The following is a 12,358-nucleotide window of genomic DNA, read 5'->3' on the forward strand; positions in this document are numbered from 1 at the left end:
AAGCGCTTTAGCGGCTGCCGATCGGCTGCACCGGTTCGGAGATCACCTCGCCCACGCCGACGTCGAGTCGCAGCACTCCGGCCGCCGCGGGGAGGGCGGCGTCCGCCATCGCGGCGTGGCCTTCGGCGGTCGGATGCACCGCGCCGCCGTAGACGGCCGACAGCAGGCCCCAGGTCGCATCATGGATGTCCGAAGGCTGCATCGAGGATGGCAGCGCCTGCGGATAGGTCATCGCGGTGAAGTAGCTGTCATTGGCGTCGCGAACCCAGCGGGCGCGCGGCAGGTAGGCGCGATATTCCGAGGCGCTGCGGCCGCAGAGCATCGGCTGGCTGGCGGCGGTGACGATGTCAGGATTGAAGCTCTCGCCATTGGCCGCAAAGCATTGCCGGTCGAACTCCGGATCGGTGGCGCCGCGCGCGCAGAAGCCATGCATCGCGAACGCGTCCTGATGGGCGTCGACGAAGGTCATGCGGTCGGCACGCGGATTACGACAGAGGACGCCCGACTGGCACAGCGCCAGCGCCTTCAAGGCCGGAAGGAATTCGTCCTGCACATAGCCGACCACCGGACCAAGCCGCTGCGGCGCGGCATCGAAGGAGGGATGGATGTCGAAGCCGGCGCGGCCGCCGGGGCAGGGGACACCGCCCTCCGACAGCCCCGGATTGGCATAGGCCGTATAGATCACGCGCGAAAGATCGCCGCCGACGAGCGGCCTTAGCGCCTCGCGCAGCTTGGCAAAGGATTGCGGCAATGTGCGTCGCAGGGCATCGCGGGAATCGTCGACAGACGCCATGACGCCACCGCGCCGGAACAGCGCGCGCTCTGTCCCGGCATCGACGATCACATTGGCGACGAGGCCGGAGAAGTAGATATCGTTGGCACCGATCGAGAGCAGGAGCAGGTCGAGCTGTCGATCCGGCTGGCGGCGCTTGGCTGCCGCGAGCGCATCGCGCAATTCGGCGAGCTGGCCGTTGACGGTGCCCGAGCAGGTGTTGCCCGATTTGCTCGGCAGGCACTCGCGGGCCTGCTGTGAGCCGAACAGCCCGTCATTGATGGTTGCTCCCGTGCAGGCGAGCGGCAGGTAGGTCACGGCGATGTGCGGGTAGTTCACCGCGAGCGCGAGCGCGGTGCGGGTCTGGTAGCTGTAGAGCGAGCGGTGGCAGGCCGCGTTGAACCACAGCGCGCTGTGCTTCTGCCATACCGAGAGGAAGTCCGGTGCTTCGCAGGCGCGTCCGCCTTTGTAGCCGGCGCGGCTCGGCCGGTAATATTGCTCGCCCGCGGTGCCGAGATAGGAGCGGAAGCAGAAGCCTTCTTCCGCCAGCGCAATCGGACGGTCCGGATTGCCCTCGCCGGAGGCGATGCTGTCGCCGAGCCCTGCGATGAAGATATCGCGCACGGCGATCTCGGTGGAGACGCGCTGGGCCGGATCCGAACCCGCGGAGACGTCGACGGTCGCCATGGTCGTGCGGCCGTAGCGGACGCGCAGGTTCACCGGTTCGGCGCAGTCGAAGGCGGAGGTCTGTGGCCCGTCGCCGTCGTCGAACGACCAGGCGCAGGTGGCGCCGACCGGAATCGGCCCGACCAATCGCACCGTGATCGGGTGATCTGTTGGCGTCAGGTAGCTTTCCTTGACGTTATCGCGGGTGCAGGGCTCGTTGACGCGGCCGGCGAGGTCGATGCAGAGCCGGTTGACGGTGTTGCGCGCCCAGCCGCGGCCGTCGCTCTGCAATTCCAGCGCCTGCTCGGCGGCGAGCACGCTGCGGCCGCTCCCGGCTTCGGTCTGCAGCAGGAAGTCGCGCTCCTCGCGGAACAGGCGAAAGCGGTTGCGGACTTCCCACGAGATCTGCAGCGGCTGTTGGGCCGCGGTCTGCGCTTCGGCCGATTGGCTCAGCAGCGCGACCGCCAGCAGCGCGGCGGAAACGATCGAACGGAACAGAATTTTGACCATGGCGCGTTTGACGGCATCGGTGGGGCAGAAATAAGAGAGCCGCGCCGAATTAGCCAGAAAGAATAACGCGCCGAGATCATGATCCGATTGGACGGAATCGGATTGTGATCTCATCGCTTTGCGCGCAAACGCTTCGCGTTTGTCGCGAGGGAAAACCGGTTCCCACTTTTCCGGATCATGCTCCAGATAACGTCGCTGTTACCGTTTCAGGTGCTTGATCCGTGGCCGGCTCTCGACCGATTGCCGCACGGTAACCTCGGCGGTCTCCGCTCTGAAAGGCGGATCATTGAGCTTGCGCCGGCTGAGCCACGGCTGCACCACGTTAAGCCACAGCTCGCGCACCCCCATGATCGAGATCGAGATACCGAAGGGGATCAGGAAGTACAGGATGCGGAACACGACCAGCGTGGCCAGCAACTGCTCCTTGGAGAAGTCCGGCAGCGCCACCAGCATCGCGGCGTCGAACACGCCGATCGATCCCGGCGCGTGGCTCGCGAAGCCGAGCAGGGTGGCCAGGATGAACACCACGGCCAGCGAGACGAAATCGATATAGGGCTCGGTCGGCATCAACAGATACATCGCGAGCGCGCAGAAACCGAGGTCGACGACGCCGATCAGGATTTGCACCAGCGTCAGCTTCGCGGACGGTAATACCACCTTCCAGCCGTTCTGGCCGAGCTCGCGGCGGCCGGTGCCGGTCACGAGCCAGACCAGATAGGCGCCGATGCCGGCGAGGCAGCCCACTCCGATCAGCCGGTTCATGGCTTCCGGCAACAGGTCCATCGAGGACGCCGCTCCGGGGTGCCAGACCATGCCGATCCCGAGCACGAACAGATTGCCGAGCCAGAAGGTCAGGCCGGAGAGGAAGCAGATCTTGGCGACATCGATCGCGGTCAGGCCGTAGTCCGAATAGATGCGAAAGCGGATCGCGCCGCCGGTGAAGACGGTGGCGCCGATATTGTGACCAATAGTGTAGCTGGTGAAGCTGGACAGCGCCGCGATGCGGTAGGGGATGTGGGTCTTGCCAATGGTTCGCAGCGCGAAGAAGTCGTAAAAGGTTAACGTGCAGAAGGCACCGACCACGCACAGCGCGGCAAGCGCAATGCGGTGCGGGGCGATCTCGGTCAACGCCGTCAGGACCAGGGCGGTATCGACGCCCTTCAAGGTCCGGACCAGATGGGTCACCGCCAAGACGATGATGATGACGCTCGCGGCGATCCCCAGCCGTTTCCAGCCGATCTTTTCCTTGAAGCCACGCCCAAGCGCGGTCAGCAGCCGATGCATTCGTCCTCCCGGCGGGGCGGCATTCTAAAGAAGGCCCGTTACATGGTCACATGGGATAACGGGTGACGGTCAAACGCACCGTGCCCCAGCACCCATAAGGCAAAACGGTAGATTTGTGCAGCCCTTGACAAGCCACGGGTCCGCCTTCGTTCGTGATTTCTGTCATACGCGGTACATATGTCTGGGTATTGGAAAATGTGAGTCGCCGCCGGCGGTCCCGTCGGTTCAATTTCGTCGCAGCGTTCCGCTGTTCCGTCCCCGGTTCTTGCCGTTTCGCCGGAACGTCTCTCCATCCAGCCTGTTAGCGCAGGTATCAGCAACCAGAACATGGCGTTTTGCGGGGGACGACAAGGTGGGCGCGCGCCATGTTCCCAGAACCAAGGGATACGCGCAATGGGACTCTTCAGTAAAGACATCAAGAGCATGAATGACTTGTTCGTGCACCAATTGCAGGACATCTATTACGCCGAGCAACAACTTGTGAAAGCGCTGCCGAAGATGGCCAAAAAGGCCTCCGATCCGCAGCTCAAACAGGGATTTCTGACCCACCTGGATGAAACCAAAACGCATGTGCAGAGACTGGAGCAGGTATTCCAGATGCATGGCGCCCAAGTGAAGGCGGTCGATTGCCCGGCGATCGACGGCATCATCGAGGAAGCCGAGGACGTGGCCGGCGAGGTGGATGACAAGAACGTGCTCGACGCCGCGCTGATCAACGCCGCACAGGCCGCCGAGCATTATGAGATCGCCCGCTACGGCAGTCTGATCGCCTGGGCACGGCAGCTCGGCCGCAACGACTGCGCTTCCATCCTGCAGAAGACGCTGGATGAGGAAAAAACCACCGACAAGAAGCTGACCTCGATCGCCGAAGGCAAGGTCAATCTCAGGGCGGCGAGCTAGATCACGATCCGGCCACGTTTGACTGGGCTGCAGCTCATCAGAGTGTGTGATTTTCGGGCTAACGTCTGGCTCACCGGGCGAAATCCGGTTCCGGTGGGTCCGGATCGCCCCCGGCATTTCGGAGATTGAGGCAAAAAGCCGCGCCGGAATAATCCGGTGCGGCTTTTTGTACCGGTCGCTGCTGTCCGCTGTCACTCTTCGATCGGTACCGAACTGTATTCGCGAAACGACGGGCTATGTCTGGTGTTGGCTCTCCGCCGAGGTGATCCATGCAAGACCTGCCGCTCAAGATCCGACAATATGCTGATGTGCCGTCCCGTCCGGCCGAAAAACCCGTGCCCTCGAGGCTCGCCGCCTCGCTGACGCTTGCGGCGATGAGCCTTGGCTACGGGGTGGTGCAGCTCGACGTCACCATCGTCAACACTGCGCTGCATGCGATCGGCGGTGCGCTTGGCGGTGGCGTGTCCGAGCTGCAATGGGTGGTGAGCGCCTACACCATCGTCTTTGCCGCCTTCATTCTGACGGCCGGTGCGCTCGGCGATCGCATCGGCGCCAAACGGGTCTTCATGGCCGGCTTCGCGCTGTTCACCGCCGCCTCGCTTGCCTGTGCGTTGGCGCCGGACGCACCGGTGCTGATCGCGGCCCGCTGCATCCAGGGACTGGCGGCCGCGATCCTGGTGCCGAATTCACTGGCGCTGCTCAACCATGCCTATCCGGATGAGAAGGCGCGCGGCCGCGCCGTCGCGGTCTGGGCGGCCGGCGCCAGCGTGGCGCTGACGGCAGGGCCCTTCCTCGGCGGCGCACTGATTGCGCTCATCGGCTGGCGCGCGATCTTCCTGGTCAACCTGCCGATCGGCCTTGCCGGCCTCTGGCTGGCCTTCCGCTATGCCGATGAGACCACGCGCTCGCTTTCGCGCGAGATCGATTTGCCTGGTCAAATCGCGGCGATCACGGCGCTTGGCGCGCTCGCCGGCGCCCTCATCGAGGGCGGCGCGCGCGGCTGGCAGGATCCGTTCGTGCTCACAGGCTTTGCTGCGTCCGCGGTGCTGAGCGCGCTGTTCGTCTGGCGCGAAGCCCATGCGTCGCAACCGATGCTGCCGCTGTCGCTCTTCAGACAGCGAATGTTCGCGGCGACGTCGCTCGTCGGTCTCCTCGTCAACGTGGCCCTGTACGGGCTGATCTTCGTGCTGAGCCTGTATTTCCAGGAGATCAACGGCCTGTCGGCATTTCAGACCGGGCTGGCCTTCGTGCCGATGATGGGCGCGGTGCTGCCCGTCAATCTGATCGCGCCGCGCATCAGCGAGCGCATCGGCGCGCCCGCGACCATCGGCGGCGGTGCGCTGCTGTCGGCCGCGGGATGTTTGGCCTTGCTCGGCTTGGGGCCTGACACTGCCTATTGGGCGATCTGTGCGCAATTGATCGCGATGAGCAGCGGGCTCGGTCTTTTGGTCCCGCCGCTGACGTCGACGCTGCTTGGCAGCGTCGAGAAGTCGCGCTCGGGAATTGCAGCCGGCGTGCTCAATGCGACCCGGCAGACCGGCAGCGTGCTCGGTGTCGCGCTGTTCGGCTCGCTGGTCGGCCGGTCCACAGCGTTCATCGCCGGCCTGCACGCCTCGCTGCTGATCTCGGCCGGCCTGCTGCTTGCGGCCGCTGCCGCGATCATGCTCGGCGCCATGTGGCGGGACCGGGCGACGACGTGACCTGCATCATCACGCGCGCCGGTTGCGGATTGAGCCGATTTTTGTCGCCGGCTCAAAACTTCGTTCACCATCAGCGGAACGAGTTCCGCTGCGGTTACCCCAAATCCACCAACTGGAGGGCTGGTACGGCGCGATAGGGGAACTGCAATGTACCAAGTCCTGATTTGCCTGACGACGCAGCACGATTGGCGGTTCGTCATCCTTGCCCTGACGACCTGCTGGCTCGCCGGCGCGGTCGCGATCAGCCTGTTTCACCGGGCCAGGGCGTCGCAAGGGCTTCCGCGGGTGGTCTGGATCGGGCTGGATGCGGTGGCCGGCGGCTGCGGGATCTGGGCGACGCATTTCATTGCGATGCTGGCCTATCAGCCCGGCATGGGCGTCGGATACGACATTCCGCTCACCCTGCTGTCACTGGCCCTTGGGGTGTCGATCGCGACGGTAGGCTTGACGATTGCATTGCTGAACAACCGCGTCTCGACGGCAGCAGCTGGCGGCGCGATCGTTGGCCTTGGCATTGCCGCCCTGCACTACGTTGGCATGATGGCCGTTGCATTTCCGGCGCGCGTCGAATGGTCGCCCGGCATCGTGCTCGGTTCGGTGCTGATCGGCAGCCTGTTCGCGGGGCTGGCGCTCGTGGTTGCGACGCGCAGCGATGATCGCAACCACGGCATCGGCGCGACCGCACTGCTGACGCTGGCCGTCCTCTCGCTCCATTTCACTGGAATGGGCGCAATGACCGTCATTCCCGATCCCAGCGTCGCCGTTGACCAGATGTCGATTTCGCCGGTCGCGCTTTCCTCCCTGACGGCGATCGTGACCTTCGCGTTTCTCGGGATCACGCTGGTTGCGGCCATGCTCGACCGTCGTGCCAAGGGCGAAATGCGCCAGCAGAAGGTTCTGCTCGACACCGCGCTCGGCAACATGTCGCAGGGCTTGTGCATGTTCGATGCGAATGGCCGCATCCTCCTGGCCAACGACCGTTACGGCGCGATGATGGGCCGGTCCAGCATTCCGCTGCGGGGCCGCCTGCTGCGCGACGTCCTGCAGGACCAGAAGCTGAACGGCGAATGGGACGGCGATCCCGATCAGTTCGTCGCCGATGTGATGGCGGAAGCCAGCGCCGGCCACACCGTGACCAAGGTGGTGACCAGGGGCGGCCGCTCGATCCGCGTTGTCGATCAGCCGATGAAAGGCGGCGGCTGGGTCGCGACCTTTGAGGATATCACCGAGTGGCAGCAGGCGCAGGAGCGGATTTCGCACATGGCGCGCCATGATGCGCTGACCAATCTGCCCAACCGGACGCTGTTCCGCGAACAGCTCGAAAAGGGATTGCGGCTCGCCCGGCGCAGCGACCAGCTCGCGGTGCTCTGCCTCGATCTCGATCATTTCAAGATCATCAACGATTCGCTCGGCCATCCCGTCGGAGACGCGCTGCTCAAGGCGGTCGCGCAGCGGCTCGGCGAATGCGTCACCGAGAACGATACCGTGGCCAGGCTCGGCGGCGACGAATTCGCGATCGTGCAGTTCTGCGGGGATTGCGACCCATCGGTGGTGGCCGCGCTCGCGAGCCTCATCGTCGAGAAAATCGCGGCTCCTTACGACATCGGCGGCCATCAGCTCGTGATCGGCGTCAGCATCGGCATCTCGTTGGCGCCCGAGGACGGCAAAAATCCGGACGAATTGTTGAAGAAGGCCGATCTCGCGCTCTACCGTGCCAAGGCGGACGGCCGCGCCACCTATCGCTTCTTCGAGACCGGGATGGATGCACGCGCGCAAGCGCGGCGCATGCTCGAGCTCGACCTGCGCAAGGCGCTGCAGCGTGATGAATTCGAAGTTCACTATCAGCCGATCCGCGACGTCGCCCACGACCGGATCGTCGCCTGCGAGGCCTTGCTGCGCTGGAAACATTCGCTGCGCGGGCTGATCCCGCCGGGCAATTTCATCGGGCTTGCGGAAGAAACCGGACTGATCGTTCCGATCGGGGAATTCGTGCTGCGCCAGGCCTGCGCGGATGCGGCTGCCTGGCCGCAGGACGTCGCGGTCGCGGTCAATCTGTCGCCGATCCAGTTCAAAAACCCGAACCTGGTGTCATCTGTGAAGGCGGCGCTTGAGGACACCCGCCTTGCTGCGCATCGGCTCGAGCTCGAGATCACGGAGACGGTGCTGCTACAGAACAGCGAGGCGACGCTCGCTGTGCTGCACGAACTGCGCGCGCTTGGCATCCGCATCTCGCTGGACGATTTCGGCACCGGCTATTCGTCGCTGAGCTATCTTCGCAGTTTCCCGTTCGACAAGATCAAGATCGATCGCTCGTTCGTCAGCGACCTCGCGACGCGGGAAGATTCCATGGCGATCGTCCGCGCCGTGACCGGGCTCGGCAAGAGTCTCGGCATCGTCACCACGGCGGAGGGTGTTGAGACCGATGCGCAGTTCGAACTGCTGCGTCGCGAGGGATGCACGCAGGCGCAGGGCTATCTGTTCAGCGCGCCGCGTCCCGTCGCCGAGGTGATGAAAATCCTGGCGGAAAGGTCGCCGCAGCGCCTGAGCGCTTAACTCCTGCGCAGCGCAAAATGCGCGCCGCAAAACGCCATCGCACCGCCGAGGCATAGCGCGGCGAGGCCGGCCTCCACGATCGAGATGGTCGAGATTGAACTCGGTGCCGACGCCACCTGGCCGGCGCCGGCGAGAATGAGGACGCCGACGGCGATCAGGAACTGCCGCATCCGCGGCGGGATCTCGCCGGCGACGGCGCTGTGCATCAGGTTTGCGGTGAAGTAGCCGCCACAGAACGCCACCGTCGCGATCAGCCACCAGGCGATCGCCGCGCCCGCCGGCATGGTCTCGTGCGTGTCGGAGCGCCACAGCCCGCCAAGATCAAGGCCGTAGCGCATGCCCAGCATGTGCACGGCGAGCGCCAGCAGCACGCCGGAAAGCATGGCGCCGCCGAGAATCAGGTGGCGTGGAAAAGAGGTCGTCTCGTCCATGGTCTGCTTGTAGGATGAAGCCGGCGCGCCGCGCAAGCGGCGCGGTCAGTCGATTGGTCCGGGTTGTGGAATTTGCCGAAATCATCAGCCAACAATAGCGCGGAGCCAGGCGAGGGCACACCGACGCGCTATGCCTACAAGGCATCATTGATCGGATCGGCGCATCAATTCGAATTGACCGATGCCGGATTGTCGTGGCGGATCGCCGGCCGTTCCGGCGTCTGGCCTTATCGCGATATCTCGGCGGTCCGCCTCTCATACCGTCCGGTGTCGATGCAGTCGCGCCGTTTCCGTGCCGATATTGCGAATACCAATGGCGGACGTCTCGCCATCCTCTCGACCACCTGGCAGACCGCGACACTGATGGCGCCGCAGGACCACGGCTACCGTGCCTTCATCGAGGAATTGCACCGACGGATGAAGGCGGCCGGCAGCAAGGCGGTGCTGACAGGCGGGCTCGGGCGTGCGACCTATGCGGCCGCGCTCGCGGTGTTGGCGGTGCTGGCGGTCGCGATGATCGGGCTTTTGCTGCGCGCGTTGTTCACCGGCGAATTCGTCGCCGTGCTGTTTCTGATCGGCTTCGCCGTCCTGTTCGCCTGGCAGATCGGCGGCTTCGTCGGCCGCAACCGGCCGCGCAGCTACAGCTTCGATCATCTGCCGGATAAATTGCTGCCGTAGCTCGCTTCACTCGGTCGCGTCAAAATCTTCTTCCTTCGCAATCAAGATGCCCGATAGCGCCCGGAGTCCGGTTTCGAGCTGCTCCAGCGTCGGCGCGCCCAGCGCCAGGCGGACCGCATTGGGTGCATGTCCCGGGGCGACCGCGAAGGTCGTGGACGGCGTCAACGCGATGTCGCGACGGGCGGCTGCGGCTACGAAAGTCTGCGAGCGCCAATGCGGCGGCAATGTCAGCCAGAGATGATAGGCCTTGGTATTGGCCTGGATTTCGAACCCGGCGAGCAATTTTGCGGCCATCTGCTGGCGGCGCGCCGCGTCGATCCGCTTCAGCCGCGTGAGCTCGGACACGGTGCCGTCACCCATCAGCCGCTGCCCGGCAGCAAACGCATAGCCTGACGCCGTCCATCCGCCGGAGCGGACGGATGCCATGATGATCTCGCGCAGCCGTAGCGGAGACACGATGAAGCCGAGCGCAAGCCCGGGTGCGACTTTCTTCGAGAGGCTGTCGAGCACGATGCAGCGGTCGGGAGACAGCGCAGCGAGCGGCGGCTCATCGTCGAGAAATCCGTAGACCGTGTCCTCGATGATGGTGAGGTCGAGCTTCTCGACCACGCGCAGCAGATCGGTGCGCCGCGCGGCCGGCATCGTGATGCCCAGCGGGTTTTGAATGGTCGGCTGCAGATAGAGCGACGAAAGATGCGCCTCGCGGTGCGCTTTCTGCACCGCATCGGGCCGCACGCCATGCTCGTCCATCGCAAGCGGCACCAGCGTCACGCCAAGCCGCGCCGCGATGCCCTTGATGAAGGGATAGGTCAGCGCCTCGACGCCGCAGCGCCCGCCCGGCGGCACCAGCGCGGCGAGCGCGGCCGCGATGCACTGCCTGCCGTTGGCGGTAAAGACGATCTGCTCGGCGCCGGGAGACCAGTTCTTGCGGGCAAGGAACGCCGCCGAGACCTGTCGCACGGCTTGCGTGCCCGTGCTGGTCGACGGCCGCAATGCGGCCTCGAGCGCCTCTGTCCGCTCCAGCCCTTGCAGGCTTTTCGCGATCATCGCTGCCTGTTGCGGCAGCAGCGGATAGTTGAATTCCATGTCGATGCGCGCGCCATGCGCCTCGGGCGACGGCGCGATGCTGCCTCGCGCGTCGCCGGAAATGAAGGTGCCGCGGCCGACTTCGCCGACGACGAGACCGCGCCGCAACAGCTCGGTGTAGACCCGGCTCGCGGTCGACACCGCGATCTTGCGCTCATAGGCGAAACTGCGTTGTGGCGGCAGGCGGTCGCCAGGTTTCAGCGCGCCGCCGGCGATCTCGGCGGCGATGGCGTCGGCAAGCCGCAAATATTCGAACTTCGACATTATTGCACCGAGGACAATGTTTCGCTTGAACCGAGATAATTACCGGATCATCTAGGGGGCATCAATCCTACGATTGTACTGAGGATGCGCAAGCAATCCGAGGTCAATACGGCGCTGCGACAGCATTTGCGCCGACGGCATCGCTTTGCCGCGCGGGAGAAAGCCGGAGAGAAGACGATGTCGACGCTATCCTCAGCCGCAGGCCGGCCCGCGCAGCCGGGCGCTTCAGGCGGGCTGGTTCGCCGGATCGAAGCGGGCGCGCACGCGCTGCTCGCCTATCTGGAGCGCCGCGCCGCCATCAAAACACTTCGCGGACTGGATGACCGCGCGCTGCGCGACATCGGCATCTCACGCTGCCAGATCGAGGCCGCCGTTGGCGGCGCGCTCAATCCCGCGATGGGAAAGCTCGGCTCGAAAGCATTTTAGTGCCGCACCACCAGCACCGAGCATTTTGCGTAGCGCACCACATGGCCGGCATTGGAGCCGAGAAAATAGGTGCGCATCGCTGGGCGGTGCGAGGTCATCACGATAAGGTCGGCGTGCATTGCCGCCGCTTCCTCTAGGATCTCGTGATAGATGCCGCCCTGTCGCACCACGCTGGAAATGCGCGATGGCTCGATGCCGCTTTCCCGGGCCACGATCGCCAGCGCTTCCTCGGAGGTCTGCCGCTGTTGGGTATCGAAATCGGCCGGCACATATTCGGCCAGCATCACCGGTGTCATCGGCAGCACGTTGAGCAGGCGTACCGTACCCCTCCAGTTTTCCGCGAGCGTTGCCGCTGTCGCGATCGCGGGCTTCGCCAGATCGGTGTCGGCCAAATCGATCGGCACCAGAATGGACTTGAACATCCACGCCTCCTGTCCGCTCAACATTGACACGGCAAGCGGCGATTCCCGCGCCTGCCTCTAGTCGTCCGAAGTCTGCTTCAATAGTTTCGGGCTGACAAACTGTACGAGCTTGCCGCGACGGAACGCCACGTCGGTCCAGTCGTGCGTCGGGAAGTCGAAGATCGCAAGACCGGAGGTTGGCAGGTTGTGATCGAGCGCTTTCTTCGCAGATGCGTCGCCGCTGCCGATGAGGGTGAGGGCAAGCTCATGCATGCCGGGATTGTGGCCGACCAGCATCAGCCGCTTGGGGTCGCTGACCGAAGCCATCCGAATCGTGTGCAGCAGGTCGGTCGGATCGGCGCCGTAGAGTTCCGGTAGGAACTCGACGTCTGGCGGCGATACGAGCCCTTTCATCGCTTGCCAGGCGACTTCCCAGGTCTGATGTGCCCGGACCGCGGGCGAGACCAGCACGCGGTCAGGAAATGGCGGATGCCGGCCGATCCAGGCGCCGATCTCCGCGGCATCACGGTGGCCGCGCTCGTCGAGCCGCCGGTCGTGATCCTGGCCCGTGGGCGATTCGGTTTCGGTCTTGGCGTGACGCAACAGCATCAAACGGCGCATGGCGCAATCTCAATTCGGCGTGTTCTGGATTAATCTTACATGCTCATGCCCGCGACAAGGTGACAA

11 protein-coding genes are annotated in these 12,358 nt (G+C 64.7%); 5 read left to right on the forward strand and 6 right to left on the reverse strand.

Annotated elements, in window-relative coordinates:
- Window positions 1-7 precede the first annotated feature (7 nt).
- Both AC5ZG1_RS08955 and AC5ZG1_RS08960 read right to left on the reverse strand, forming a co-directional pair.
- Window positions 8-1,948, reverse strand: coding sequence for an SGNH/GDSL hydrolase family protein (locus AC5ZG1_RS08955; RefSeq protein ID WP_496132638.1), 1,941 nt, complete (start codon window positions 1,946-1,948; stop codon window positions 8-10).
- A gap of 198 nt (window positions 1,949-2,146) precedes the next feature.
- Window positions 2,147-3,232 (reverse strand): lysylphosphatidylglycerol synthase transmembrane domain-containing protein, encoded by a 1,086-nt coding sequence (locus AC5ZG1_RS08960; protein WP_130227044.1) that lies wholly within the window; start codon window positions 3,230-3,232, stop codon window positions 2,147-2,149.
- Between the two features lie 393 nt (window positions 3,233-3,625).
- Between AC5ZG1_RS08960 and AC5ZG1_RS08965 the strand changes: the two genes are divergently transcribed.
- The 3 genes from AC5ZG1_RS08965 to AC5ZG1_RS08975 all read left to right on the forward strand — a co-directional run bounded on the left by AC5ZG1_RS08965 (window position 3,626) and on the right by AC5ZG1_RS08975 (window position 8,385).
- Window positions 3,626-4,132, forward strand: coding sequence for a YciE/YciF ferroxidase family protein (locus AC5ZG1_RS08965; RefSeq protein WP_496132639.1), 507 nt, complete (start codon window positions 3,626-3,628; stop codon window positions 4,130-4,132).
- A gap of 269 nt (window positions 4,133-4,401) precedes the next feature.
- Window positions 4,402-5,832: an MFS transporter gene (locus AC5ZG1_RS08970; RefSeq protein ID WP_496132640.1), complete on the forward strand. Its 1,431-nt coding sequence runs from the start codon at window positions 4,402-4,404 to the stop codon at window positions 5,830-5,832.
- 147 nt (window positions 5,833-5,979) lie between these two features.
- The gene (locus tag AC5ZG1_RS08975) at window positions 5,980-8,385 is read left to right on the forward strand and encodes a bifunctional diguanylate cyclase/phosphodiesterase (protein ID WP_496132641.1); all 2,406 of its coding nucleotides are present in this window, start codon (window positions 5,980-5,982) and stop codon (window positions 8,383-8,385) included.
- Here AC5ZG1_RS08975 and AC5ZG1_RS08980 read toward each other — a convergent pair.
- Window positions 8,382-8,816, reverse strand: coding sequence for a hypothetical protein (locus AC5ZG1_RS08980; protein ID WP_028163590.1), 435 nt, complete (start codon window positions 8,814-8,816; stop codon window positions 8,382-8,384). The two genes, AC5ZG1_RS08975 and AC5ZG1_RS08980, sit on opposite strands and share 4 nt — an antisense overlap.
- A gap of 72 nt (window positions 8,817-8,888) precedes the next feature.
- Here AC5ZG1_RS08980 and AC5ZG1_RS08985 point away from each other — a divergent pair, with 72 nt between their 5' ends.
- Entirely contained in the window at window positions 8,889-9,494 is a 606-nt protein-coding gene (locus AC5ZG1_RS08985) for a hypothetical protein (protein ID WP_496132642.1), read from the forward strand.
- A 6-nt stretch (window positions 9,495-9,500) separates the two neighbouring features.
- On the opposite strand, the gene AC5ZG1_RS08990 is transcribed toward AC5ZG1_RS08985, so the two are convergent.
- Window positions 9,501-10,844 carry an aminotransferase-like domain-containing protein gene (locus tag AC5ZG1_RS08990; RefSeq protein ID WP_496132643.1) on the reverse strand — a complete coding sequence of 448 codons (1,344 nt, stop codon included), beginning with the start codon at window positions 10,842-10,844 and terminating at the stop codon, window positions 9,501-9,503.
- A 177-nt stretch (window positions 10,845-11,021) separates the two neighbouring features.
- Between AC5ZG1_RS08990 and AC5ZG1_RS08995 the strand changes: the two genes are divergently transcribed.
- Window positions 11,022-11,270, forward strand: a complete 249-nt coding sequence (locus AC5ZG1_RS08995; RefSeq protein WP_130227039.1) for a DUF1127 domain-containing protein — start codon at window positions 11,022-11,024, stop codon at window positions 11,268-11,270.
- Here the strand turns inward: AC5ZG1_RS08995 and AC5ZG1_RS09000 are convergent.
- The gene (locus AC5ZG1_RS09000; RefSeq protein ID WP_028163586.1) at window positions 11,267-11,692 is read right to left on the reverse strand and encodes a universal stress protein; all 426 of its coding nucleotides are present in this window, start codon (window positions 11,690-11,692) and stop codon (window positions 11,267-11,269) included. The two genes, AC5ZG1_RS08995 and AC5ZG1_RS09000, sit on opposite strands and share 4 nt — an antisense overlap.
- Window positions 11,693-11,749: 57 nt before the next feature.
- Window positions 11,750-12,292, reverse strand: coding sequence for a SixA phosphatase family protein (locus AC5ZG1_RS09005; protein ID WP_208829151.1), 543 nt, complete (start codon window positions 12,290-12,292; stop codon window positions 11,750-11,752).
- Window positions 12,293-12,358 lie beyond the last annotated feature (66 nt).

It is taken from the genome of Bradyrhizobium sp. Leo78 (assembly GCF_059512425.1).

What these genes read in the sequence shown, in the direction of transcription:
- AC5ZG1_RS08955 (WP_496132638.1), bottom strand. Translation starts at nt 1,948, where the DNA reads ATGGTCAAAATTCTGTTCCGTTCGATCGTTTCCGCCGCGCTGCTGGCG.
- AC5ZG1_RS08960 (WP_130227044.1), bottom strand. Translation starts at nt 3,232, where the DNA reads ATGCATCGGCTGCTGACCGCGCTTGGGCGTGGCTTCAAGGAAAAGATC.
- AC5ZG1_RS08965 (WP_496132639.1), top strand. Translation starts at nt 3,626, where the DNA reads ATGGGACTCTTCAGTAAAGACATCAAGAGCATGAATGACTTGTTCGTG.
- AC5ZG1_RS08970 (WP_496132640.1), top strand. Translation starts at nt 4,402, where the DNA reads ATGCAAGACCTGCCGCTCAAGATCCGACAATATGCTGATGTGCCGTCC.
- AC5ZG1_RS08975 (WP_496132641.1), top strand. Translation starts at nt 5,980, where the DNA reads ATGTACCAAGTCCTGATTTGCCTGACGACGCAGCACGATTGGCGGTTC.
- AC5ZG1_RS08980 (WP_028163590.1), bottom strand. Translation starts at nt 8,816, where the DNA reads ATGGACGAGACGACCTCTTTTCCACGCCACCTGATTCTCGGCGGCGCC.
- AC5ZG1_RS08990 (WP_496132643.1), bottom strand. Translation starts at nt 10,844, where the DNA reads ATGTCGAAGTTCGAATATTTGCGGCTTGCCGACGCCATCGCCGCCGAG.
- AC5ZG1_RS08995 (WP_130227039.1), top strand. Translation starts at nt 11,022, where the DNA reads ATGTCGACGCTATCCTCAGCCGCAGGCCGGCCCGCGCAGCCGGGCGCT.
- AC5ZG1_RS09000 (WP_028163586.1), bottom strand. Translation starts at nt 11,692, where the DNA reads ATGTTCAAGTCCATTCTGGTGCCGATCGATTTGGCCGACACCGATCTG.
- AC5ZG1_RS09005 (WP_208829151.1), bottom strand. Translation starts at nt 12,292, where the DNA reads ATGCGCCGTTTGATGCTGTTGCGTCACGCCAAGACCGAAACCGAATCG.